The sequence below is a fragment of the Kiloniella sp. genome, assembly GCF_048270245.1.
Taxonomy (GTDB): Bacteria; Pseudomonadota; Alphaproteobacteria; order Kiloniellales; family Kiloniellaceae; genus Kiloniella.
Map to the genome: position 1 here is coordinate 408,937 of NZ_JBLWTH010000001.1, position 24,831 is coordinate 433,767.

Genomic DNA, 24,831 nt, shown 5'->3' on the forward strand with positions numbered 1-24,831 from the left:
CCACAAGAGATGAATTTGATCGGTGTTTTATTCGATAAATGGGGATTAACTGAGAAGGAAGGGCGTGAAATTCTCGGGTGTACCCTAGATGAATATCAGGAAATGAAGCAAGGCAAGATCGAAGGCTTTAGCGGTGAAGTTGATGAGAAAATTTGTGGGGCTTTAAGAATTCGAACTGCTTTAAAGTTTTGGTTTGTAGATGAGGAAAGGAGAAACAAATGGGTGAAAAAGCCGAATAAAATTTGGGGAGGAAAGTGTGCATCTGAAATGATGATAGTAGATATTAAGGGTGTTCGAAAATATTTAGAGAGCGACGTTTGGTAGGAAGGAAAGAAAACCTGATTTTTTTATATTAATAGCAGCGAACTCGATTATCTAATTTTGTTTTAATTGGGGAGTTAGGCAAGATGATTTTGGTGAAAGTAGATGTTATTCCGCGGGGCGATTATTCAAAACAAAAACAAATTGGGGAAATTAAAATTGCAAATATCACAGGGCCTCATACCTATCGAATGAGTTCTGATTATAAATACCAGATTAAATCAGAAGATGGGGAAACAGTTTTTGAGGGCACTATTATAGATTCCTATAATGGCAATGCATTTGAGTTAATTTCAGAATGCTTAAATGCGTGGAATGAGGGATGGATTGTTACTCCAGATAATCATGGTGACGGCGGGGTTCGAGTTAAAGAGAAAACCGATCGACCATAAAGTCTAAGTAATATTTCTATAAAATAGCTCGGGATTTTCCCGGGCTATTTTTTTGTGCTTTTCTAAGAGTAAGATTTGCTTATTCTCATGTCGGACACATCTTAAATTAAGGCCCGGATCCCTAAGCACTGATTCGCATAATTATGCATTATGGTTTAGGTGGTGGTGACGCCAGTTTTATAGTTTTTGCCACAAAACTCATTTCTTCTGTGATCCGCACAAACCCTCACTTCTCTGATTTGATCTTTTTGGGTTGGTTGCAAAACGTTTCTCCTTTAAGTGAGGTTTCTTCAAAATCTACTTTTCAATCTAATGTGCCAAAAGTGGCATATTATCTGTAATATATAAGATTACCCGCCATTATTCTCACGTTGATTAACTTTATAATATTTGGCTTAATAGGCCAAAAATGGCATACTCTTAATTCTATTTGATAGTAACAGGACAAAAGTGACATCTTATGGAAAATGGAATATCTGATGAAGCCGTACTTCGGTTGTTAGGGGAGAGACTTCTTCAGTACCGTCTCAATCTTAATATAACACAGAAATCACTCGCTAAAGAGGCTGGTGTCTCTGTGCGTACGATTAATCGTGTTGAGCAAGGGCATTCTACGCAATTGTCGAATTTTCTCCGTGTGCTGCGTAGTCTTGGCTTGTTAGATAATTTGGAAGCACTTGTCCCTGAACCTGCCATAAGTCCTATGCAGCAAATTAAGTTGCAAGGTAAAAGTCGCAAACGTGCCTCTACTGCGGAACTTAAAAAAGAAAGCGATAGATGGACTTGGGGTGATGAAGAAGCATGACCGTTGCTGAGGTGAAATTATGGGGAAAAACTATTGGTGCGGTCAGTTGGGATCGTAATGTAGGGCGTGGCAATTTTGAATATGATTCAAATTTTATCACTAGTGGTATTGAAGTTGCGCCACTCAAAATGCCGTTATCCAACAAAATTTATACATTTACAGCACTTCCTGTAGAGACGTTTCATGGGCTCCCTGGAATGTTATCAGATTCATTGCCGGATGATTTTGGCAACGCGTTGATTAACGCTTGGTTGGCTAGAGAAGGGCGAACGCCAAATAGCTTTAATCCTGTGGAACGGCTTTGTTATACTGCGAGTCGCGGTATGGGAGCGTTGGAGTACGCTCCGACACAAGGTCCTGTTTCCAGAAAAGCAAAACCGATTGATGTTGATGCTCTTGTAAAATTAGCTAGCGAAGTACTGACAAAGCGTAATCAATTTGATGGCTCTTTTGCTGTGCCAGATCGAGAAAATACACTAAACGAAATATTGCAGGTAGGGACATCGGCAGGTGGAGCTCGTGCTAAAGCTATTATTGCTTGGAATGCTAAGACGAACGAGGTGCACTCTGGTCAGGTTAATGCTGGTGATGGGTTTTCGTATTGGTTGCTAAAATTTGATGGGGTAACTGGCAACAAAGATAAAGAGCTTGAAGATCCCGCAGGATATGGCCTGATTGAATTTGCATATTACAAAATGGCTCGTGCGGCTGGCATTAACATGATGGATTGCCGCTTGCTGGAAGAGAATGGCCGAAGTCACTTTATGACCAAGCGTTTTGATCGATCTGATGATGGCCAAAAACTACATATACAATCCTTCGGCGCCATGGAGCATTATGATTTTAAAAAAGCTGGCGCCTATTCGTATGAGCAGGCCTTTCAAACTATTCGAAAACTTAGTTTAACAATGGACGATATTGAGGAGCAGTTTAGGCGAATGGCTTTTAATGTCCTGGCTCGAAATCAGGACGATCACGTTAAAAATATCACCTTCTTGATGAATAAGGCAGGTCAGTGGTCGTTATCACCCGCCTATGATGTTACCTATAGCTATAATCCGAGTGGAACGTGGGCGGGCAGCCATCAAATGTCGATGAATGGCAAACGTGATCAGTTTTCTCTCAGTGATTTTAAGGGCTGCGCTAAGCTGATTTCAATGAAACGTGGTAGGGCAGAAGACATACTAGAGCAAGTACAAGCTGCAATACTAGATTGGGGGCAATATGCAAGCAATGCAGGGATTGACGTATCTACAATAGATAAAATTTCCCGTGCTCACAGAACTGATATTCTAAACTAACATTGATGGCATTGAGTTTTATATTCCATGGCATAGTTCTCTCGTAATATTTTCAATAGAAGCTATGGCATTGCGGCGTTGATAGCTTTTGGCACTACTTTTTGCCAGATCCTCTAGTAATACCTCCATTTTTAGAGGTGGTTAGGTAATCCCCCGAAAATTAAATGTGTTCAAAAGTAGAATTTTCTCGGCAATATAACTGAGGAGATTTATTGATGAAGAATTCACGATTCACCGAAGCACAGATCATGTTGATTTTGAAGTAGGCAGAGGGCGGTGTTCCTGTTTCTGAGTTTTGCCGTGAACACGGGATGAGCAATGCATCATTCTACAAATGGCGAGCTAAGTATGGCGGCATGGATGCCTCTCTGATCGCAGAAATGAAGGATTTATCCGAGCAGAACCGGTGCCTAAAAAAGATGTATGCTGAAATGAGCATGCAGAACGATCCCATTAAAAATGGGGGGATTACCAAAACGGGTCGATTATAAAGTCTAAGTAATACTTCTATAAAAATAGCTCGGGATTTCCCGGGCTATTTTCTTTTGTGTTTTTTCTGAGAAAGAAATTTGCTTATTCTCATCTCGGACACATCTTAAAAAAGGTTGTGCTCCCTGAGCACTGATTCACATAATAGAGTATTATGTATATTTGATGAATCGTTGAATCCATTTTTTCAATCACTCTCGTGTTTAAAAAAAACAACTGACCTGAGCCCCAAAAATTCCTCCATACTAATTTAGAGTCCTTCCAACTTTTGAACTCAGACATAGAGAAATCCCGCTGTAGAAAAGATAATCTATTGAAGAGTAACTCTGAGTGAATTTTTTGCAACAGAGCCCTAAAGTCCGCCTACGAGGCAGGACTGCAGCCAAAACCTTAATGTATACTATTGTTTACCTTAACTACCATAAGGATAATAATAGTATGCATTATGCATCAAGTAGTTTGACTTTCCTTTAATGTTTCTTATTATTTACATTAGCCCGCATAAGGATAAACATAAGAAACATTAAGGTAAGGCTATGAGCAAGAAAACATATCTACCAATACCCGTGCAGAAAGCTTTAAGGCAGCTGGGAAAAGATATTAGCGATGCCCGCCGCCGCCGCCGTATTGCAGTGAAACTTATGTCTGAACGCGCTGGTTTTTCTCGTATTACTTTATCTAAAATTGAAAAAGGCGATCCCAGTGTATCCATGGGGTCATATGCCTCTGCTCTCTTTGTTTTAGGTATGTCGGATCATTTGGCGCAAGTCGCTGATGCTTCACATGATATTGTTGGACGTGAGCTGGAAGATGAGAACCTCCCTCAAAGAATTAGATCACCTCAAAGTGACAAAGGAGAAAGCAATGAGTAGTCAGCAAATATACGTTTCTATTGAACTTGACGAACAGACTCACAGCGTTGGAAAGCTCTGGTTTCACCAACGTGGGTCGCGTCAAAGTGCGTCTTTCGAATATGATAAAGATTGGCTGAGGCATTCCGAAAAATTTGCGCTTGATCCAGCACTCCAATTAACAGAAGGATCATTTCATACTACGCCAGATCAGATATTATTTGGTGCTGTTGGTGATTCAGCACCGGATCGCTGGGGGCGCGTTCTCATGCGTCGATCTGAAAGTGTGCGTACTAAATCTTCAGGAGAAGTTACAAGAACGCTATCAGAAGCAGATTACTTGCTGGGCGTGAATGATGAAGCTCGCCAAGGTGCTTTACGCTTTTCACTGGAAGATGGTGGGCCGTATTTAACACCAAAGGATAAACAGAGCATCCCCCCTTTAGTTGACCTTCCTAGATTGTTATCGGCGACAGAACGCTATTTGGATGGCGATGAAACAGCAGAAGATTTAAAGATATTATTGGCACCGGGATCATCTCTTGGCGGTGCAAGACCAAAAGCATCGGTCAGGGATAAGGATGGTAGCTTGGCTATTGCGAAATTCCCTAAAAAAGATGATGAGTTTAATGTGGTTGTTTGGGAAGCTGTGGCACTCACGCTTGCAGAGAAAGCCGGTGTTAAAACAGCAGGTTGGCGTCTCGAAACAATCATGGACAAACCTGTTTTAATTTTAAGGCGCTTTGATCGTGTTAAAGGTCATCGTGTTCCATTCTTATCAGCCATGAGCATGTTGGGAGCAAAAGACAATGACCCTCATAGCTACCTTGAAATCGCTTATGCCATTACCCAGCATGGGGCAAATCCAAACGTTGATCTAGAGGAGTTATGGCGACGCATTGTTTTTACTGTCATGATTTCAAATACTGATGACCATCTTAGAAACCATGGATTTTTGTATGAACGCCACAAGGGATGGGTATTATCACCAGCCTATGATGTGAACCCAACGCCTATTGAGGTCAAAGCACGCATGCTATCGACATCAATTGATTTTGATAATCCTACCGCGTCTATTGATCTAGCGTTTTCAGTCATTGATGATTTTCGAATTAAAAAACCTAGAGCGAATGAAATTGCAAAAGAAGTCGCGCTTGCCGTTAGTGAATGGAGAAATGTTGCAGCACAGTTTGCTTTAAGCAAAAAAGAAATGGATAGCATGGCTTCTGCTTTTGAGCATGAAGATTTAAAGAAGTTCTTGGAGTAGAAAATGAAATATAATTTGCCTGTAAAAATAAACGTTAGGAAAGAATAAAAAATGAAAAATCAATTAATACTGGATTTTGGTGATGGCCTTGGTATCACTGCCCCCGTGACCTTCTCCCGAATGTGTACTCGATTATAAGTTAGTGGTGTTTATATTTTGGTTGATCTGCTCCCATTGGAATTCTCCTTCTTCTGGCTCTTGGAGAGCTCTTCTATAAAATTAAGGTATTTTACGCAGAATTGAGACGAATCTGGACCCGTCGCAATAAAATAGAGAGAACCTTCTGTTAAATTGAACACAACAGGAGGAAATTATTAGTCTCAGAAAATCTTATTAGAAATCAGATTTCAAATAGCTCGGAATTTTCCCGATCAATTTTATTAGATTCTCTTTCCGCACCCTTTCTTACAGCAAAATTGATTTTTTGATAAATTACGCTAAAGCGTATTTTTTGTTAATTTACGTTGTAGCGTCATTATGCATATGTTACTCTGCGGCGTAAATAAGGGATTATACTATGATTCTGACTGCACGAAACGCAAAACAATTAGGCGAAGCCATTCGGCGCACGCGCAAAAAGAAAGGCCTGACGCAAAAAGATATTAGCGCCAGAACTAATTTGCGCCCTGCAACTATATCCTCTTTGGAGAATGGGGATGCTGGGACGCAGCTTAAAACAATTTTCCGAGTGCTGGAGGCCCTTGAACTGGAATTTGAGTTAATGCCGCGCCAGAAGCCCGGATCTGTTCAGCTTGAGGACTTACTGCAGTGAAGCAACTGTCCATATTGTTGAATGGTCGCAACGTAGGCGACATCGTGATGGCACGTTCTGGTGCTATAACCTTTAAATATGTGCCTGAATGGCTTTCACTGAGTGGAACCTTCCCTATCTCTCTTTCCTTGCCTTTGAATGAAAGAGGGCATCAAGGCGCACCAGTGATTGCCTATCTTGAGAACCTGCTTCCTGACAATCAGGCTATACGTGAGCGAGTTGCCTCCAAAGTGAATGCTTCGGGTTTAGATGCGTTTAGCATGCTGGAGAAAATTGGAGGCGATTGTGTCGGTGCTTTACAGTTTATTCCATCTGGAAATGGCAAAAACCATGGGCTTAACCTGGAAGGCGAAGAAGTTTCCGAGACAGATATTGCACACATCCTGCGTGATCTTAAAGCAGATCCTCTAGGGATAAAAGGTGATGACGATTTTCGAATTTCCATTGCAGGTGCGCAGGAAAAAACAGCCCTTTTACTGGTGAATAATCAATGGTTGCGCCCTGTGGGTATGACACCAACAACTCATATCTTCAAAACACAATTGGGGAGATTACCCAACGGGATTGATTTGCAGGACAGCGTGGAGAATGAATTTTTCTGCATGAAATTCTGTGAGTTTATGGGGCTTGATATTGCAAAAGTGGAAATTTGTCAGTTTGAAGATGTGAAGGCCCTTGTTATTGAGCGTTTTGATAGGCGGTGGATTTCAAATGAAAAATTGATGCGTATCCCACAGGAAGATTTTTGTCAGGCAATGGCAACTCCTCCCAGTCAAAAATATCAGGCAGATGGGGGACCTAATATTGTTCAGTGCATGGAATTATTAAAGGCCAGTAACCAACCAACAAAAGATCAATCGGCTTTTATCAAGGCACAAATATTATTTTGGTTGCTTGGCGCTACTGACGGGCATGCCAAGAATTTTAGCATCTCTTTGCAACCAGGAGGTTTTAATATGACACCTTTCTACGACATATTGTCGGCGCAAAAAGCGTTGGATGAAGGGCAATTGCAACGAAAACAAATGAAGCTTGCTATGTCTGTGGGCGATGATAATAAATATCGAATGGATGAAGTCGCAGTCAGGCACTTTTTGCAAACTGCCAAAAGGTCTGAATTTGGCCTGCCTCTGGTTCAGCAACTGTTACGTGACATCTTAAATGGAATAGATACTGCTATAGAAGAAACAATCCAAGCTTTACCGGATGATTTTCCAGAAGCGCTATCTGATAGTTTAGTTGCTGGTATTCATACGCGAAAGCGTTCACTTTCTCTCGGGATTGATCATTTGGACTAGTTCTAAGTTGTTAAAACGGGATATATTCAATCTGATGACGCTTTTGTCATACCTAAGGCATCCATGATTTTCCACGCCGTGTTTAAGTTTAACTTCCCAGTACCTCTTTCTAAATGAACAACTGGCACATGGGAGCAGCCAGCAAGTGCAGCAAGTGTTTTTTGGTTAAGGCCTTCAGCCTTTCTCTTTGCTCTTACTTGTTTGCCGAGCTCAATTAAATTCGGGAGATTTTTGGTCAATTCCTCAGTCATAAAAAACACTCCATTTGGTTTCAACTGACCCACGGTATTGCGCGGTCCGATGTTCGTTTAATCCAAGGGGTTCATATAAGTTATGAAATAGGTGTTCCTTGGTTTTGAATACCTTTTTAAAAGTCAATTCAACGATGGCTTTGTTTAATTTAAGGCACTTAGCCCTGTAAGTTTTCATAGGATCGGTGGAGTGATAATCGATGCCGTCGGCAATCGTTGAAAATTGTGAGCTACCGTAGGTTGCCAGAGTTTCTGGTCAGGAATTTTATGCGACGGACTTCCGCAGTGCGTTAGCAAGTTCAGAAATCGCGATTGGAGTTCTTTCAAGGGCGGTGAAAGCATAGGGGTTGAGAAATTGTCGTCCCCAGAAGAAATTCCGTTCGGTTTCTGAGAGCTTTGCCTCATTGCATACCGCCACCCAATTCTCAGCTATGCAGCGCAACTGAGCCTCGACAATCTTTATCGCCTCACTCTGAGATAGCAAGAAGTGATGAGCTGCCTCAAAACAAGTCGCTACGCGGCTCGTCCGATTATCACCGGTGATGAGCATAGCCTGCGTCGCCTCCTGCCCTGCACGTCCTTGAGGGCAAATGTCATAGGCTGGTGTAAGCGAGAGCATCTCGCCGTTCCAGAAGGCCGCATGGTTTCGCGCGTGATCGTCGGTGTTGCCTGAGAGGATGTTGAAGACGATGCGAGCAAACAACTCTCGCAATGTCGCTTGTGGCTCGGTGAAACGATGACGGATGATGTCGGCAAGATCGGCGTAGCTCGCGTATCGAGCCATCATTTCATCCAGCCCTAGCATTGTCAGAGCTGAAACCACCATCTTGCGCTGCCATCCCGCTTCGGCCTTCATGCGATCGAAGCGCTCTACGAGAAGAACATCTTTGCCTGAGGCACTCTCCAGCGAAACTGGTGCGACATTGAGGCCGCAAAGTGCAGCGAGGCGCATCGAGACATATTCCGCCTTCACCACGCTATAGAGATCTGAAGACGATGAGAATTTCGCGACATGCTTGATGGCGACATCTTCAACCAGTGCCTTCGGCCGTGCGCCGCCAATTGAGCTGCCGTGGTGCAATGCCTGATCAAGCTCGGGAGATAGCGGAATACCCTTCTCAACCCGCTGTGCTGACTCGATTAGCTCTTCCAGTGTGGCATTTGTCGGGGAGCGCGGCATATACTCGCTAGGCGAAAGCTGGAAATCGAGCGCGCCAATACGGTCAGACCCTGACTCCAGGAGGAATGTCAGTTCTGACAGCTCATGATCGTCGAGTTCGTTGCCTTTGGCGCCAAACTTCTTGTTGAGGATAACGCGTCGTCCCCATGCGTCCGGCGCAGCATCGCGCAGACTACTCGGCATAATGAGGCCATCTGGGAGCGGAAGCTCTCCTGGCTGGAGTGGAAGTTCGGGCAGGTAGAGCGGGATAGCATCCTCGCGCTCCAGGTAGCTTTTACCGTAGTTGAAGTGGACGAGGCCGTTGTCTGCGCTCAATCGTCCAGCGACGATGGGCACGGTCGCGTCGGGAAGCCAGACCCAGACATATGCCTCATTGTACTTGGGCAGTTTAGAACTCATCGACGACCTTCTTTCCGGTCTTGTAGACGTGCTTGGGAAGGACAGCGATGCGGTCGTCCATGCGATCTGAAAGGCGGTTGATGCCCTTCTCATCGCTTTCGAAGAGCTTCACGCCCACAATCGTCGCTGCTTCGAACATGATGCCGACTTCCACCTTTGGGTTGCCTTTCTCCAGACGCTGAAGAGTGCTACGAGCAATGCCTAAGCGTTCAGCCAACTCCATCTCGGTCATCTTGCGCTGCTTGCGCCCATGGCGGATCATCTTGCCCAGCAGGACGACCCCCTCAGTGGTGTAGCGGGCGTAAGTGCGCTTTGGTGTTGGCATCATTCAAACCTATTTTGATTTACTCATCGGTCATATTTACGTAATTTGACCGCCTCATAGCTCATTATGGATATAAGTAAAATTGTGTCAACTAAATTGACCGACACGGCAGTCATATTGATGCGATATGCCCTCTTCATCGGTCAATAATGCATGCAGCAAGCCTCGAGTTGTCACTTTAAGGGCATATAGGCTGCGCATGTTCGAGATAACGACAAAACGCATTCGCGAGCTGAATTTACTGAGGCGTCCTACACTCTGCTTCGGCGATTTGTGGAGATGCAACAAGATTGGACCACCTCAAACTGAACCACAAAGTGTTCATGTTGGAATGCAGCAGGTAGCAAAAAAATTGAAAGATTATCTTTCTGAAAATGAATTGAGTAATATTCGAGCTCTAAAGCGTAAAACGGCGCAGTGGATTAATAATTCAATGCAACTGGTGAGCACCTATACTCTGAAACCAAATCGTAAAAAGCAGAGGTCAAAACTTAAAATGTGATTTTATAAAATCTACGTAGAGATAATATTTCAAATAGCTCGGGATTTCCCGGGCTATTTTTTTTGTGCTTTTTCTGAGAAAGAAATTTGCTTATTCTCGTCTCGGACACATCTTAAAATAAGGCTGCGCTCCCTAATCACTGATTCGGATAATGTGCCTTATGTAAAATAAATCTGAACAATTTTGTGAAATGACACTATTTGGGTCCATAATTTAGGCGGATGACATCTTATGCGTCATTTTTAGGCTAAACTATGCGTCAAAAATTCGCTCCAAAGCCTTGCTTTGTGTCAGAGATGGTGACAGCTTATGCGACGCCTTACAGAAGCTGTTATCCATGCAACATACTGTTTGGGTAATTACATCAAAATAAGGCTTGGGTAATGAAGGCAATAAAGGTTGAAGGCAGTGTTTATTTTATTGCGTTCCTTTTTTGTATACCATTTGCGAATTGGATGATCGGTAATGTTGGTACCGTTTGTGTCGTGGATGGTCCTTGTCTTTTGCCTGTTGGTCCAGACACCATGGCACCAAGTGGGGTGTTGATGATCGGGGCTGCTCTTGTCTTAAGAGATATGGTTCAGCGACGCTTAGGGAAGAAATGGGCCTTGATTGCAATAGTGATCGGAGCTGCACTATCTGCTTATGTTGCTCCTCCAGCGCTCGTTGTTGCTTCTGCTGCCGCGTTTTTGCTTTCTGAACTCGCAGATTTTGCTGTTTATACGCCGTTACAAGAACGCCGATTGGTGCTTGCCGTCTTAGCCAGTAGCGCGGTTGGCCTTGTTATCGATAGTGTTGTTTTTCTACAGCTTGCCTTTGGAAATCTGGATTTTCTGTTGGGCCAAGTACTAGGGAAGTCATGGATGGTTCTACTTGCCTTGCCGTTGATTTCGTTACTTCGGAAAAGAGACCAACGCCTCGGGGTGACTTCTGCATAATCCTTAACCTCGTCCCAATGCTAGGTGATTGACTAAGTATTAATAGAATTCGACGGGTGTTTCAGCCTGTTTTCTGTCTAGGTCTCTTTTCCACCAAACAATTTGTTCAGCAAAAACAAATTGCACGCTACCGATGGTCCTATCAAAACAGCAAACAGCACAGTACCGAGGCCGACAACACCGCCGAGAGACCACCCGATGATTACGGCGGATAGCTCTATCCCGCTTCTGATCCAGGCTATGGGTAGGTTGGTTTGTTGCTGTAGTCCCGTCATCAGGCCGTCTCTGGGCCCTGGACCCAAATTGGCGATCAGATAAATGCCACTACCCAAGCCTGTTACCAGAATGCCCAAAATGGTGAGCAAGACCTGAAAGATATAATCCTCGGGCGTTGTGATGTAGGGCAGGATAAATTCCAGAACAAGGGCGATAATTATGGCGTTCAGGATGGTGCCAATGCCCGGCACCTGTTTGAGTGGCCACCACAAAATAAGTACGGTCATGCTAACGATGAAGGTCGATAAACCTATGGTCCAGCCCGTCTGTTGGCTTACACCCTGTGCCAAAACGGTCCAGGGGCTTACGCCTGTTCCGGCTGCGATAAGAAGGGCTTCGCCAAGGCCAAATATTGTCAAACCAACGATCAACAAGATCAGGGTGACAAGGTCGGGCCGCAAATTCAGTGGTTTCGGCGAACTCCAGGACAGGGTTGGGACACCCTTGACGGAGAGGAAGGAGAGGCGCGGGGAATTTTTCATAACAGGTCCAGTATCAGAGTGCGCGCATTACACGGTCTTTATCTTAGATCTCTGATCATAGACTGCGCATAAACGGAGAGCGGCGTAGGTGAGTTTGGTCTTTTGCCGCAGTAATAATTTCCAATAGCTTGTTTTTATCTTTTGGTAAGTTGCCCGCTAGCGGTAAACAATTCGATGCATGGTTTGAACGGAAAATGACCGGTTTTGGCGGGTTTAGAAGCTTGAGCAGTTGTTCTTGTTCCAGAAGAATTGCATCGTCGTCTTGAAACGTAAAACCCTTTTCTTGCTCAGCCATAAACTCATCAACAGTCGCCTCATCAAGGGTGAGTTGCAAGGTTGAGAGATAGGTCGGGGGATGATCGTTGATCAATTGAGCGGTACTTGCGATATGATCTTCCCACCCCGCCTGTCCAGCAAGCCCGAGGATTACCGTGGCAGATACCTTCAGCCCAGCCGCATTCGCATTGTCCAGAGCCATACCGTGGGTTTTGTGCGAGGCACCTTTTATCACGCGTTTGAGGACCTGGGTCGAACCTGATTCTATGCCCATATAGACGAGGCTTAGTTTCATGCTTTTCAGTTCGCGTAATTCATCAACCGATTTATCAATCAGGTTCTTGGGCGTCGCATAGGCTGATACCCTTGTCAGCGCGGGGAATGTTTCGTGGAGTTTGTTTAAGATTGCGCGCAGATTGTCCATTGACAGGGTGAGGGCATCACCATCGGCGAGGAAGACACGGCTTGCCGTGGGCCACTCTTGCGCAGCTTGATCTATATCTGCGAAGACCTGATCAAGCGGTCTGGCGGTATATGTCTTGGTTTTATACATAGAACAAAAGGTGCAATAATTTGCAGAGCACCCAAGTGTCGCTTGTATGATCAGGTTGTTCCCTTCACTCGGAGGGCGATAGAGCGGCATATTATAATAAATGATTCTTCCTCCTGTTGGGGGACCGTATATGACTTATGCGTCAGTTTTCAAGAATGCAATAGACTTTAACAGTAAGGATTATGATCGCAATTTATGGAACGTCTAGTTGCTATCTCACCATCTTTTGTTGAATGCTGTATGCCATTACAATGTTTACCTGCTCCCCGTCTGATGACAGGGGGACAAACACTGTTTGATCCCTTTCTATAACGCCATTTGAATTTGGGATGTTTGAATCGTCGTAGGCGACACCTTTTTTATTAATGACGTGCCCATAATTTCCCCACGCATCGTCCCAAGAATTTGCATGAAAATTATCTTTGACAGCCTCGCCCGTCGGATCTTTCCCTCGGACTGCAACTTCGTTTGTTCCCACGAGGCGATAGGTGAGCTCTTTGGTTTCACTGTTCACATCGACCAATGTTATGCCGGGCAAAAAACAAACCATGTTAATCGGGTCAAAATCGCTTCGAGAAGGGATGACGCCATCTTTACACTTTGATTTCCATATTTGGTAAAATGCCGCAATTCGGGCATCGCATTGATTTAGAAAACTTTCATCGAAAACCCGGGCATTAAATTTCATAGGTTTTGTCATGAAGGACTCTTTCGGAAGTGACGTGATATAGAGTGAAATTAAAGATAAGCCGAAGGATGTGATAGTCTATATTCAACGAGATCTAAACCGTTTTGTAAGGGTGGCACATTTTGGCCGAGTCCTACTTACATCCTTCGTTATTTTTTTATGATGACCTTCAATAGGATAATTTACTCGGAAGGTTCTCTTTGTATGCTGTAAAGCATAACAATATTTACGTATTCTCCGTCAGAGGATAGTGGGAGAAATATCGTTTCATCACCGACAATAATGCCGTTTGAATTTGGCATGTCCAAATCATCAAAAACGATGCCTTGGTTATTGATGGTATGGTTATAATTTTGCCAGGTATCTTCCCAAGTTGTTGCGTGGAAGTGTTCTTTCACACTATCGCCTGTGGGGTCTTTCCCGCGAACGGCGACTTCGTTTGTCCCGACCAAGCGATAAGTTAAATTTTGGGTTTCTTTATCAACATCAACCAACGTAATGCCGGGCAAAAAACGAACCATATCGATTGGATCAAAGTCGCTTCGTGAAGGGATGTGGTCATCTTTACACTTTGATTTCCACATTTGATAAAAGGCAGCTATTCTATCGTCACATCTCTGCAGAAAACTCTCGTCAAAACCCCGACTATAAAATTTTTTAGGTTTTGTCATTAAAAGTTGCCTTCAAATATAAAATTCAAGAAAAACGTGTGTGCGCTGTGGCCTTCATAGCAGGAGTGTGGTGCAAATAGGTTAAAATTTGTATTCAAAAACGCCAAACAATTTTTGAGGAATGCTGATTAACTGTTGATGCTTTGCTGACTTCACGCTTTGATATACGTAAGGAATTTTTAGACCGTAAATATCTTGAAACGAGGTAATGTTGGGTGGTTGATAATGATTGATGAAGAGCTCAAAACAGCTGAAGCCCTGATTGATAAAGGGATTGAATTCGGGGTTGCTTATGGATTTCAGATCATCGGGGCCGTCATTGTTCTGATTATCGGTTTGAAAATAGCGGGCTGGATTGGCGGTAAGGTTACCGGGTTGTGCCTGCGTAAAGAGTTTGATCAGACGCTGTCTGGCTTTGTCGGTAACATTGTCAAAGTTGTTTTGATCGTCTTTGTTATCATCATTACTCTTGGTAATTTCGGGATCAGTACAGCCCCGTTGATCGCACTGGCAGGGGCTGGTGCCTTTGGTGCGACCTTGGCAATACAGGGGCCTCTTTCCAATTATGGCGCAGGACTTTCTATTATCCTGACACGACCCTTTACAATTGGCGATACTATTATTGTTAAGGGGGGCAGTGGGGTCGTCCACGAGGTCAAATTAGCCTATACCCAATTAATTGGTGAAGACAAAGAGCTGATCACGATCCCGAACAAGCGCATTGTCGGTGAAGTTATCACCAACTCACACAGCAACAGAATTGTCGAAACCCGTATCCCCTTGGCCGGATCAGTAGATGCAGACCGTGCCATTGATGTTTTACGAAGGGTTTTGGAGGGGGATGATCTGGTCCCGAGTGACCCCCGCGCCCAGATTGGTGTGCATGATTTTACCTATGGGGGTATTGTTATCGGTCTGCGGTACTGGGTGCCCAGCCAGCGTTATTATCAAGAACGCTATCGTGTGAACACGGCTTTGTTGAGCGCCCTCAAGGCGGAAAAGATAGAGCTTCTGTCCGGTGGCGGAACGGCAATCGCGTTGAGCGATACTTCAGCCGACCAAGAAGAAATGTCGTAAAAGGTCTGTGTTTCTACTGAACAGAAATCTTTTCTAGCGATTATTTAATCTTTGGAGGAGGACTGTTCTTCAGGATCTGATAAGCGGTCGATCTTACTTTCCAGACTTTCAAAACGGCTGATCAGGGTGAGAAGGTCTTCGTGGGTGATGTTTGCCATCTCGGTGATTTTTTCATCTGTTTCGTCGTGTGAAGTTTGCATGGCATCCACGATAATACCGATAAAGAGGTTCAGTACTGCAAAACTTGTGATGATGATAAAAGGAATGAAGAAAATCCATGAATGGGGAAAGATTTCCATCGTCGGGCGGACAATTCCCATGGACCAACTTTCGAGTGTCATGATTTGAAACAGAGTATAGGCAGAGGACGATATCGTGCCAAACCATTCCTGCATATTTGGATCAGGGTGTTGGCCAAATAGCTTTGTGGTCAGGACAGCGGCAACGTAAAAGACGATGGAAAGCACGCCGACTACTGAAAGCATGCCGGGAACGGAGGCAACGATTGCGCCAATGACCCGGCGCATTTGAGGAACCACAGAAATCAGTCGCAGTACACGCAGAATGCGCAAGGCCCGTAATACCGCAAAGGCACCACTGGCAGGAACCCATGCAATGGTCACGATCAGCAGGTCAAAAATATTCCATCCGGATTTAAAGAAGTTTAGCCGGAACGCGAAAAATTTGAGGGTAAGCTCTAGAGAAAAGGCAATCAGGATAGCTTTGTCTACCCAATAGAGAAGCTCGGTTTGCGGAGGCGTCAGGCTGGAATTTGTTTCCAACCCCAAAGTCACTGCATTAATCAAAATGAGTGAGGTAATTACCCAGGTAAAGGTGTTGCCTTCTAAAAATGCGCGTAATTTTGTGTTTGATAGGCTTGGCATATCAGCCTTCGTTTGGGGTGGATCTTGCGTCATTTTGTCCAAACTCATCGGATGCGGTGCTTACCTGTTGCTGTGCGGGGATCGTTTGAGTTCATTACTTAACGCAGGAAATCATTAGGTCAAGAGGTAGCTGGATGAAAAGCGGTAATACTGCTGAGGCTGATAAAGCGATCGATCTGAATTATTTGCCCCTGGTATAAAGTTAAATTTTTAAGCAGGTGTATGCTTTTTTAACCAAAGTGTGTTAGGAAAAAGCGCAACAAGAAAAATAACACTATATTTACATCTGTTTGAAATCATCGTTTTATAAGAAATATCACTCCACCATAGATTAAAAGATCTGTTCGATCCGTTGGTGCAAAAGGGTAGTGGGGGTAGTTTCGGTAATGTTGGCGTTCGGTAACCCCGAAGAGGAGCCCGGGGAAGAATTTGGCGCAGAACTTGGAATTGAAGAATTTGTTTTAGGTCGGGGGACCGGGAACCAAAGCTTTGTTATGCACATGCTTGTGCCACGCTTTGTTGCCACAATCTGTTCTGCTGAAAATGATGACTCCTGTGGGCACAAAGCCCGATTTTCTGATGTGGTCTGGTGGGATGCCGAGCCTTCTGCCAAAGAGGTTAATGACCTCCTTGCAAGGGCTTTGGCCTCTATTCAGAAAATTGAAAAACATCAAGAAAATCAAATTAAACAAAAGATCAGCGATGCTTTGCTTCTGGCCGAAGAACGTTTTGACATAGAGCGTCATAATTTCCGTGATATCGGTGAGCGCCTTGAAGCGCAAGCGGAAGAGCTGGCAATTATCGCCGAAGAACAGCAGCTGAATATTGAAAAGAGAGCCGAAGCTGAAAAGGCTCTACGTTTGTCTGAAGAGCGGCTGCAGATTCAGGTCTCTGAATTGATTGATAGTGAAGAGCGGATGGCAGCGCAGGCTCAGGAAATGGTTTGGCTTGCCGAGGATTTACAAGCTGCAGAACAGAAAATGAAGTTTCTGGCAAATCATGATGCGTTAACTTTATTACCCAGCCGCCGCCTTTGCTTGAAATATCTCAAGGATATCCTTGCTGAAGAAAGAACAGAGGGCGAGAAAACGGCGGTTTTCTTTATTGATCTTGATGGTTTCAAGGCCATTAATGATACACTGGGGCACGAGGCTGGAGACGCTATTCTAGTCGGCGTTGCGGATCGTATTCGCGATCTATTGGCACCAGAAGATATGGCTGCACGTATCGGCGGTGATGAATTTATTATACTGTTAAAAGAAGTCACTAGCCGAGATTCCGTAAAGCTATTGGCCGAAACCTTGATTGAACAGGTGAATATTCCTTTTTCTCTTGATGGCGAAGAAGCCCGTGTGGGGGCTTCAGTCGGTATTGCCTTCTCTCTTGATGATGGCACGACAGCAGAGAAGTTGTTGAATTGTGCTGACAAATCAATGTATGCGATCAAGAAAAAAGGTAAAAATAATTTTGGATTTTTCTCTGACCTTTAAGGGGGGTCCTTACTGTTTTATGAGACAACGTAAATCAGAGCACAAATTGGTAAACGAACGAAACAGGCCCTGCTTTTGTTAAGCAGGGCCTGTTTGATTTGAGCGATTGTGAGAAGAGGGGATTAACTATCTCGTACTGTGGTTAAGAAGCTCTGTACTTCAGTACGTAAGTTCTCGGCCATGGACTGCATCTCACGAGAAGATTGCAACAGGTTATTTGCCTCAGCACTGACTTGAGAAGATGCCTTTGTCACAACTTCTACGTTGCTGGATACTTCTTGCGTGCCGGCAGCTGCTTTTTGCACTGAGTTGGAAATCTCTTGTGTCGCAGCTCCTTGTTCTTCAATGGCAGCGGCAATTGCATTCGCAAACTCGTTCATGCGTTCGATTGTTGAACTGATGTTGGTGATCTCTTGCACTGATTGGCTACTCGCACCTTGAATACCGTCAACCTGTGTCTGGATATCACCTGTCGCTTGATCGGTCTGGTTCGCAAGCGTTTTCACTTCGGATGCAACAACAGCAAAGCCTTTTCCTGCATCTCCTGCTCTTGCCGCCTCAATTGTGGCGTTAAGTGCCAACAGGTTGGTTTGGCCTGCTACATCAGAAATCAGCTTCACGACTTCGCCAATACGCTGGGCAGCCCCTGCAAGTTCAGTCACGGTTCCATTGGTTCGGTTAACGCCGTCGACAGCTTCCCCGGTAACTTGAATTGATTGGGTTACTTGAACGCCGATTTCTCGGATGGCCGCAGAAAGCTCTTCTGTTGCAGCTGCAACAGTTTGTACGTTCTGACTGGTTTCAATCGCAGCATTGGAAACCGCTTGTGTTCTGGCGTTGGATTCCTCTGCGCTTGCGGTTAGTTGACTGGCAACATCCTGAGTGTTGGCTGATGCTTGAACAACAGCTTCAACAATGGACAGGACAGATTGTTCAAATGAATCAGCCATTTTATTTAACGTTTCCCGGCGGTCACGCGCATGTCGTTCTGTTGATTCCTCATTTTCTTTTGCCAGTCGTCGCATCTCAATCGCGTTGGTTTTGAAGACATCAACGGCAGCCGCCATAGAACCGATTTCATCGTTTTTATCGTTACCAGGAATTTCGACGTCCAGATTTCCACTAGCAAGGTTCGTCATTGCATCTGTCATGCCTAGAACTGGCTTGGAAACCCATTGGCGGACAAGGATGCCGAGGAGGCCCATAATGGCGAGCACGGCGACAATTGCTGTTATGATGGCTGTTATGCGGAAATTTGTAAGAGCCTGGAAAGCTGCATCCCGATCAATTGCCAGACCGAGATACCAGTTAACAGTGGGAAGTCCATCAACCTTGAAAAAGGCAAACATGGTATCGCCACTGTTTTCTGTGAAGTCAGTTGTTTCTGCGCTTACCGTAGGTGTATCTTCTGGGAAAGCTTCAGCAATAGGCTTTAAGGTCCATTCTTTATCTGGGTGTATCAAGATGGTTCCTTGGTCATTGACCATAAAAGCATAACCGATACCCCCTAGGTCTACGGAACGAACAAGATCACCAAGGGTGGTGATTTCAATGTCACCACCTGCGACACCAAGGACATTGCTACCGTCTATAACTGGCGTGGTCACTGTGACGATTAAGTTACCGTTAGAGGCATCTTCATAGGGTTCTGTTAGTGTGCTGGATTTTGCGCTAACAGCATCTTTATACCAAGGTCGAGTACGGGGGTCATAGTCCTCGGGTAGGGACTCAGTCGGGTACATCGTCATTGTACCATCTTTGCTACCAAAATAGGTAAACATGAAGGTGTCGTTCAGTACCTTTCGATTAACAAGGGTGCTGATATTTTCAGAGGCAGGATTTGAAAGAATATTTTGCCCCACATTTTCAATAAGGGCTTGGCGTCCACCAATCCAGTTTGAAATTCCTGCTGTTGCTAAGGCACCGGTTTCATTGACGTTGGATTTCAAGGAGATGCGAATTTCACTATTCTGATTGAAATCAAAATACAAAATAAAAGCAGAGAAGGTAACAACAACAATCAGGGCTGCTGCGGCTAAAATTCTACTTCCGATGTTAAAGGACATAGTTCCAGTCTCCTAATAACCAATATTTTCGATCATCTATCGGTAACTGAAAGCTATTATTTCTTGAATGTATAAAAAAAGTGATAAAATTTTTAATTAAATCGAAGTACTATTTCTTGATGAAGAGTAAAGTTTGAGGTGGGTGTCGATAATTACTGAAGGTGATTTTTATTTTATTTCTGATGTTTAAGCTGGTTTTGGTTTTTACTATTCCTTGTTTGTTATGACTGCGCAAAGATACCAGTTGGAAACGGGTAAATTCATTATTTTATAAAAAGTAGTGTTGTTTTTGCCGTTGTTTTCGCGAAAAAGTCCTTTGCAGCCAGATTGTCCATATCTTTGTTGTGAATTTTTATTACCTATTTGAGGAAATATCGGACTTAGACAGTTGGAAAAGAACAAGCGTTCTGACGGGCCTCTTCAGTCGTCAGGATATGATTTATTATCCTGCCAGCATCGCTGTTAAAGAAATTTTTGGGAGCAACAAGCCAGTATCCTCGCTCTGATGTTAGAGATTTATTATGGAGTGGAACAAGGGCCCCACCTTCGATCAAATCTTGAATGATCTGTGTCCAGCCCAGAACAATTCCCTGCCCCTGAAGTGCTTGGTGTATGGCTAGGCCGTGATTTGTAACGGCGATACTATCTGAAGGTAACTTTACATTCGGAGCAAACTCTTTTTGCCAGTCCGACCAGTCAAACCATCTTCGTTCAGTATCTTCCAGATGAATAAGGGAGGCCGTCGTTAGTATTTTTTCTGGTGAATAGGGGGCCAACTGTTCTGCCAAAAATGGTGCTGTTACCGGAAGTACGTCTTCAGAAATCAGTTTTTGACATTCATATCCGGGCCAATTACCGGTTCCAAACAAAATGGCGCAATTGACCTGATCCCAATTGATATCTCGTTCCTTGTCTATCGTTGTGATTTTTATCGACAGATTTTTTGTTTGTTCTCGACAGTCATGTAATCTTGGAAGGACCCAGTAGGCGGCGATGCCGGGGTACGTTGCGAGATTAAGTGCCCTTCTGTTACTTCTGTCGCGGAGATTACGACTAATTTCCGCAATTCTTCCCAAAGCCTGAGAAATTTCCTGATAATAGTCATCAGCTTCGGTGGTTGCGGAAATCAATGACCCTTTTTTGATAAAGAGCTTGATGCCCAAGTCTTGTTCTAAAAGCCGAATTTGATGGCTGATCGCGGGTTGTCCGACATTAAGTGTTTCTGCTGCTCGGGTGTAGCTTCGAAGACGGTAACAGGCTTCAAAAGCTCTCAAAGCTTTAAGAGGGGGAAGGTCACGCATTTTATTATCGAAATAATTGATGATGATATGAATCTTATATGCCTTCACAGGTTCGGGCGCATCTGTTTTCTTTCTGGACAAGAAAATACGCCTTGAAATTTTTTGAGTGTTTTGGATTTCGTATTAGGAATTAAATATTATGACTTCTATACCTGTGCTTTCGCCAGTACCGGTGCTTTCGCCGACAACACGTGTGCGGCGGACCCCGTTTTCCGATCGTGTCGAGGCCTGTGGAATAACGGCCTATACGGTGTATAATCATATGTTGTTAGCAACAGTTTTCCGAAGTGTTGAAGAAGATTACAGACATCTTTGCGAGGCTGTGCAGATTTGGGATGTGAGCTGTGAACGACAGGTCGAGATCAAAGGTCCTGACGCGGCTCGTCTAACACAGTTGATGACTTGTCGTGATTTGTCGAAAGCGAAATATGGTCAGTGTTTTTACGCACCCCTCGTCGATGAAGACGGCGGAATGGTTAATGATCCGATTATTTTAAAATTGGCGGAAGACAGATTCTGGTTATCCATTGCTGATAGCGATGTCATGCTCTGGGCAAAAGGACTTGCCCGGGGGGGCAATCTGGACGTGAAGGTATTTGAACCGGACGTATATCCCTTAGCAGTTCAGGGGCCCAAAGCTGAAGAAGTGATGGCTGCGGTTTTTGGTAATAAGGTTCGTGACATCAGGTTTTTCCGCTTTGAAAAAATGGCGTTTGAAGGCCATGATATGGTGGTCGCACGTTCTGGCTGGTCAAAACAAGGTGGTTTTGAGATCTATCTGGACCGCAAAGAGCTTGCACTTCAGCTCTGGGATCAAATCTGGGCAGCAGGACAGGCATTCGATATTCGTGCAGGCTGTCCAAACGCTATCGAGCGGGTGGAAGGCAGCCTATTGTCTTATGGTAACGATATGACGATGGGAACATCCCCCTTTGAGTGCGGGTTAGAGAAATATGTAAACCTTGAAGCAGATATTGATTTTGTTGCCAGAGACGCTTTGCAAAAAGAAAAAGATCAAGGTTTGCAAAGGAAGGTATGTCATTTGTTGTTTTCTGAGAACCTTAATACAGGCGTTTTTGAAAACTGGTCCGTGTTCGATAAGGCAGAGCAACAAATTGGTAAACTGACATCGGGGTGTGATTCCATCAGACACGGTGCTTTTCTTGCAATTGCAACGATTGCCAAGGAGTACTGGCAAAATAATGAAACGGTTTTTGTGCAGACTCCGTTCGGTTCTCGCGAAGCCCGAATTGCTTCTTTTCCGATGGAATAGGGTTTGGCGTCTCTCGCAGGCCTTGTAAAAATTCTCTCTTTCAGTTGTTTACAGGGCACAGTACTCTTTCGTGGTTCAACTATGTTCACGGATCCGGCCGTAAGTTCGGCGCGCAAACAAACCAACTGGCCACAGTAGATTTTTAAGGAGTAATTATGTTCAAAGCTCTTGTTGTTGATAAGTCCGAAGAAGGTGTTGTTAGTTCCGAAATTAAAGAGCTGGAAAACAGTAGTCTGCCTACTGAGGGAAATGTAACGGTGGCGGTAGAGTATTCCACCGTGAATTATAAAGATGGCCTTTGTATTACAGGTAACGGTGGTTTGGTTCGTAACTACCCCCATATTCCGGGAATTGATTTTGCAGGAACGGTCGAGCAATCAGATGATGCGCGTTATAAAACGGGGGACAAAGTTGTTCTGACCGGGTGGCGTGTTGGTGAATCCTGGTGGGGTGGCTATTCAGAAAAGGCGCGGGTGAAGGCTGATTGGTTGGTGCCATTACCAGATGGTTTGAGTACAAAACAGGCAATGGCAGTTGGAACTGCTGGGTTTACGGCAATGTTGGCTGTTATGGCCCTTGAAGATCATGGTCTGAAGCCCGATCAGGGAGAGATTCTTGTCACGGGGGCAGCGGGTGGTGTTGGTTCTGTCGCCACCTCTATTCTAGCTAATCTTGGCTATGGTGTTGCTGGGGTTACCGGGCGGCCTGATACTGCAGACTACCTCAAAGAGCTTGGCGCAAGCCGGATCGTAGCCCGGGAGGAATTGAACGAAACAGTGAAGCGTCCGCTTGAAAGCGAAACATGGGCGGGGTGTGTTGATGCCGTCGGCGGGGCAATGCTCGCCCGTGTTCTCGGCCAGATGAAATATGGTGCTTCGGTCTCTGCTGTTGGCCTTGCTGGCGGGGCGGCGTTACCTGCAACGGTTATTCCTTTCCTGCTTCGTGGCGTGAATCTTTTGGGTATCGATTCAGTTATGCAGCCCTTTGAAAATCGTCAACGAGCCTGGCAGAGAGTTGTCTCGGACCTACCCATGGGGAAATTAGAAAAGATGGTTCAGCATGCGACCCTGAATGATTTGCCTGATTTGGGAGCTGCGATTTTGAAAGGTGCTGTTCAAGGGCGTGTTGTTGTCGATGTTAATGGATAAAGCCAAAGCATTTTCATTTAAATCATTAACTCTTGATGATGTCCCCGCAATTTTGGACTTAATTGAAGGTCTTGGCTGGACGCATGTCGTGAAAGATCTTGAGGTCATGCTTCAGGTGGGTGTTTTTTTAGGGGCCAGAGATGAGCGAGGGAAGATAATCGCCACTGGTGCTCTTTTCCCATACGGCTCTGAATTGGCGTCGATCGGGATGATCATGGTGCGTCCGGAAAATCAGAAACAAGGCTATGGTCGGGCAGTAATGGATGCCTTGCATGATCACGAAATTGCAAAAGGGCGGACACTGTGTTTGATCGCCACTGAAGCGGGCGAGCCACTTTATAAAAAGTGCGGATATGAAGTTGCCGGACGGATACGCAAATTTTTTGGTTCTCCGAAACAGTTTCTAAAAAAGAGTTCGTTACCAGATTTTCCTCTAAATCAGCGTCGAGTTGCGCTACGGGCGATGCATGCAAATGACCTTGAGAATGTTATTGGCATGGATGCAAAGGCACTTGGTGCAAACAGAGGTAGTTTGTTCGAGCTAAGGTATTCTCAGTCTGATTATGCAGTCATTGCCGAGAATAAACAGGGCGAGGTGATTGGGTTTATTCTTGCCACGCCACAGCGGGAACAACATCATTTGGGGCCAATGGTTGCGCCTGATAGTGATACAGCCTTGGCAATGATTAGATATATTGCTGAACGGTCCGATAAAGAACTACGCATTGATGTTCCTGAAGATCAACAAGCCTTGCATGGACTATTACCTTCATTAGGTTTTCGTTTGATTGCTAATCCTCCGGCAATGATCCGTAATAATACCTTCCCTGGGTGTCGAGAGCACTATTGGTCGATTATGAGCCAAGCCTATGCCTAAGTGCTTCTATAGCAGCCTTAAAGGGGTTATGGATGATGTTGTTTTGCGGAGGTGCTTAAAGGGGGCACAAGAAAAGCCAAAGACTGCGAAACGTTAAGTTTACACAGTCTTTGACCTTATTAGGACTTCAGTATGTAATTTAAATATATTCTGTTTCGGTGGGGCTCTGGTCGGTGGTCGTGGCGCTGGTCGATCATGAGGGATGTCTGATAGCTCGAACCGATTATCCGCTATAGCAAAACTGGTTTGGTATAGAACGGGATCACTGACAGGTAGAGGAGCAAGGGTTACCGAAGCCAATGAGCAGGCCGGACAAGAAATATCCAGCGTACTTTCAATTGGTTCGCCATCTTTTGCAGAGTTTAAGGAAAGAACTCTGAGTCCACTTGGTGTGCAGATAACAAAAACATCTTCTGAATTGATATCCAAGTCCTGCGGTGGGTTTGCCCAACTCTGTTCCAGCGGGATGAGAATTTGTAAGCATAGAGACAGTATTGCTGTGAACGCAAAAAAACGACGACGGTACGAAAGGCGGGGTGAGATGCCGCTCTTTCTTTTTGTCGCTTTTTTCGTGTTGTTTAGCACAAGAGCCTCTTTAATAATGCTTACGTGACAGTTATGAAAATGAACTGGCCAAATATATGACAGCTATTTTCAGCTTTCATCATAAGGAATATC

General features: G+C 44.6%; 25 protein-coding genes and 1 pseudogene. 15 read left to right on the top strand and 11 right to left on the bottom strand.

Going from position 1 to position 24,831, the window contains the following annotated elements:
* The first annotated feature begins 15 nt into the window (after positions 1–15).
* From ACN0W5_RS01885 to ACN0W5_RS01925, 9 genes and pseudogenes are all read left to right on the top strand, one after another.
* Entirely contained in the window at positions 16–324 is a 309-nt protein-coding gene (locus ACN0W5_RS01885) for a hypothetical protein (RefSeq protein ID WP_417452566.1), read from the top strand.
* An 83-nt stretch (positions 325–407) separates the two neighbouring features.
* A complete protein-coding gene (locus ACN0W5_RS01890; RefSeq protein WP_417452567.1) occupies positions 408–713 on the top strand; it encodes a hypothetical protein in 306 nt (101 codons plus the stop codon).
* Between the two features lie 460 nt (positions 714–1,173).
* Positions 1,174–1,518 (top strand): helix-turn-helix transcriptional regulator, encoded by a 345-nt coding sequence (locus tag ACN0W5_RS01895; RefSeq protein WP_417452568.1) that lies wholly within the window; start codon positions 1,174–1,176, stop codon positions 1,516–1,518.
* Entirely contained in the window at positions 1,515–2,819 is a 1,305-nt protein-coding gene (locus ACN0W5_RS01900; protein ID WP_417452569.1) for a type II toxin-antitoxin system HipA family toxin, read from the top strand. Before ACN0W5_RS01895 ends, ACN0W5_RS01900 begins: the two co-directional genes overlap by 4 nt.
* 215 nt (positions 2,820–3,034) lie before the next feature.
* Positions 3,035–3,277 (top strand): annotated as a pseudogene (locus tag ACN0W5_RS01905) (transposase); the annotation flags it as partial.
* A 567-nt stretch (positions 3,278–3,844) separates the two neighbouring features.
* The gene (locus ACN0W5_RS01910; protein WP_417452570.1) at positions 3,845–4,180 is read left to right on the top strand and encodes a transcriptional regulator; all 336 of its coding nucleotides are present in this window, start codon (positions 3,845–3,847) and stop codon (positions 4,178–4,180) included.
* Positions 4,173–5,426 (top strand): type II toxin-antitoxin system HipA family toxin, encoded by a 1,254-nt coding sequence (locus ACN0W5_RS01915; protein ID WP_417452571.1) that lies wholly within the window; start codon positions 4,173–4,175, stop codon positions 5,424–5,426. Before ACN0W5_RS01910 ends, ACN0W5_RS01915 begins: the two co-directional genes overlap by 8 nt.
* A gap of 517 nt (positions 5,427–5,943) precedes the next feature.
* Positions 5,944–6,198, top strand: a complete 255-nt coding sequence (locus tag ACN0W5_RS01920) for a helix-turn-helix domain-containing protein (protein ID WP_417452572.1) — start codon at positions 5,944–5,946, stop codon at positions 6,196–6,198.
* Positions 6,195–7,496, top strand: coding sequence for a type II toxin-antitoxin system HipA family toxin (locus ACN0W5_RS01925; RefSeq protein WP_417452573.1), 1,302 nt, complete (start codon positions 6,195–6,197; stop codon positions 7,494–7,496). The genes ACN0W5_RS01920 and ACN0W5_RS01925 overlap by 4 nt, the downstream gene beginning before the upstream one ends.
* A 26-nt stretch (positions 7,497–7,522) precedes the next feature.
* Here ACN0W5_RS01925 and ACN0W5_RS01930 read toward each other — a convergent pair whose 3' ends face one another.
* The 3 genes from ACN0W5_RS01930 to ACN0W5_RS01940 form a co-directional block, all read right to left on the bottom strand.
* On the bottom strand, positions 7,523–7,747 hold the full coding sequence (locus ACN0W5_RS01930; RefSeq protein WP_417452574.1) for a helix-turn-helix domain-containing protein: 225 nt from the start codon (positions 7,745–7,747) through the stop codon (positions 7,523–7,525).
* Positions 7,748–8,012: 265 nt separating this feature from the next.
* The gene (locus ACN0W5_RS01935) at positions 8,013–9,326 is read right to left on the bottom strand and encodes a type II toxin-antitoxin system HipA family toxin (protein WP_417452575.1); all 1,314 of its coding nucleotides are present in this window, start codon (positions 9,324–9,326) and stop codon (positions 8,013–8,015) included.
* The gene (locus ACN0W5_RS01940) at positions 9,316–9,654 is read right to left on the bottom strand and encodes a helix-turn-helix transcriptional regulator (RefSeq protein WP_417452576.1); all 339 of its coding nucleotides are present in this window, start codon (positions 9,652–9,654) and stop codon (positions 9,316–9,318) included. Before ACN0W5_RS01940 ends, ACN0W5_RS01935 begins: the two co-directional genes overlap by 11 nt.
* Positions 9,655–10,536: 882 nt before the next feature.
* Here ACN0W5_RS01940 and ACN0W5_RS01945 point away from each other — a divergent pair.
* On the top strand, positions 10,537–11,091 hold the full coding sequence (locus ACN0W5_RS01945) for a VUT family protein (protein WP_417452577.1): 555 nt from the start codon (positions 10,537–10,539) through the stop codon (positions 11,089–11,091).
* Between the two features lie 77 nt (positions 11,092–11,168).
* On the opposite strand, the gene ACN0W5_RS01950 is transcribed toward ACN0W5_RS01945, so the two are convergent.
* The 4 genes from ACN0W5_RS01950 to ACN0W5_RS01965 all read right to left on the bottom strand — a co-directional run bounded on the left by ACN0W5_RS01950 (position 11,169) and on the right by ACN0W5_RS01965 (position 14,037).
* Positions 11,169–11,849 (bottom strand): YczE/YyaS/YitT family protein, encoded by a 681-nt coding sequence (locus tag ACN0W5_RS01950; RefSeq protein WP_417452578.1) that lies wholly within the window; start codon positions 11,847–11,849, stop codon positions 11,169–11,171.
* A 55-nt stretch (positions 11,850–11,904) separates the two neighbouring features.
* A complete protein-coding gene (locus ACN0W5_RS01955) occupies positions 11,905–12,768 on the bottom strand; it encodes a radical SAM protein (protein ID WP_417452579.1) in 864 nt (287 codons plus the stop codon).
* A 121-nt stretch (positions 12,769–12,889) separates the two neighbouring features.
* Positions 12,890–13,378, bottom strand: coding sequence for a PAS domain-containing protein (locus tag ACN0W5_RS01960; RefSeq protein ID WP_417452580.1), 489 nt, complete (start codon positions 13,376–13,378; stop codon positions 12,890–12,892).
* Positions 13,379–13,548: 170 nt separating this feature from the next.
* Positions 13,549–14,037 (bottom strand): PAS domain-containing protein, encoded by a 489-nt coding sequence (locus ACN0W5_RS01965; protein ID WP_417452581.1) that lies wholly within the window; start codon positions 14,035–14,037, stop codon positions 13,549–13,551.
* A 225-nt stretch (positions 14,038–14,262) separates the two neighbouring features.
* Between ACN0W5_RS01965 and ACN0W5_RS01970 the strand changes: the two genes are divergently transcribed.
* Entirely contained in the window at positions 14,263–15,114 is an 852-nt protein-coding gene (locus ACN0W5_RS01970) for a mechanosensitive ion channel family protein (protein WP_417452582.1), read from the top strand.
* A gap of 44 nt (positions 15,115–15,158) precedes the next feature.
* Here ACN0W5_RS01970 and ACN0W5_RS01975 read toward each other — a convergent pair whose 3' ends face one another.
* Positions 15,159–16,046 carry an ion transporter gene (locus tag ACN0W5_RS01975; RefSeq protein WP_417452583.1) on the bottom strand — a complete coding sequence of 296 codons (888 nt, stop codon included), beginning with the start codon at positions 16,044–16,046 and terminating at the stop codon, positions 15,159–15,161.
* A 338-nt stretch (positions 16,047–16,384) separates the two neighbouring features.
* Here ACN0W5_RS01975 and ACN0W5_RS01980 point away from each other — a divergent pair, with 338 nt between their 5' ends.
* Entirely contained in the window at positions 16,385–17,488 is a 1,104-nt protein-coding gene (locus ACN0W5_RS01980; RefSeq protein WP_417452584.1) for a diguanylate cyclase domain-containing protein, read from the top strand.
* 122 nt (positions 17,489–17,610) lie between these two features.
* Here the strand turns inward: ACN0W5_RS01980 and ACN0W5_RS01985 are convergent, their stop codons facing one another.
* Complete coding sequence (locus ACN0W5_RS01985) at positions 17,611–19,554, bottom strand: methyl-accepting chemotaxis protein (RefSeq protein WP_417452585.1); 1,944 nt, start codon at positions 19,552–19,554, stop codon at positions 17,611–17,613.
* Between the two features lie 380 nt (positions 19,555–19,934).
* Entirely contained in the window at positions 19,935–20,936 is a 1,002-nt protein-coding gene (locus ACN0W5_RS01990; RefSeq protein WP_417452586.1) for a LysR family transcriptional regulator, read from the bottom strand.
* A 58-nt stretch (positions 20,937–20,994) separates the two neighbouring features.
* On the opposite strand from ACN0W5_RS01990, the gene ACN0W5_RS01995 reads away from it, so the two are divergent.
* The 3 genes from ACN0W5_RS01995 (at position 20,995) to ACN0W5_RS02005 (ending at position 24,153) form a co-directional block, all read left to right on the top strand.
* Complete coding sequence (locus tag ACN0W5_RS01995) at positions 20,995–22,128, top strand: dimethylsulfoniopropionate demethylase (protein ID WP_417452587.1); 1,134 nt, start codon at positions 20,995–20,997, stop codon at positions 22,126–22,128.
* Between the two features lie 155 nt (positions 22,129–22,283).
* Complete coding sequence (locus tag ACN0W5_RS02000; RefSeq protein WP_417452588.1) at positions 22,284–23,276, top strand: MDR family oxidoreductase; 993 nt, start codon at positions 22,284–22,286, stop codon at positions 23,274–23,276.
* The gene (locus ACN0W5_RS02005; protein WP_417452589.1) at positions 23,263–24,153 is read left to right on the top strand and encodes a GNAT family N-acetyltransferase; all 891 of its coding nucleotides are present in this window, start codon (positions 23,263–23,265) and stop codon (positions 24,151–24,153) included. Before ACN0W5_RS02000 ends, ACN0W5_RS02005 begins: the two co-directional genes overlap by 14 nt.
* A 99-nt stretch (positions 24,154–24,252) precedes the next feature.
* Here the strand turns inward: ACN0W5_RS02005 and ACN0W5_RS02010 are convergent, their stop codons facing one another.
* Positions 24,253–24,738 carry a DUF2946 family protein gene (locus ACN0W5_RS02010; protein ID WP_417452590.1) on the bottom strand — a complete coding sequence of 162 codons (486 nt, stop codon included), beginning with the start codon at positions 24,736–24,738 and terminating at the stop codon, positions 24,253–24,255.
* Positions 24,739–24,831 lie beyond the last annotated feature (93 nt).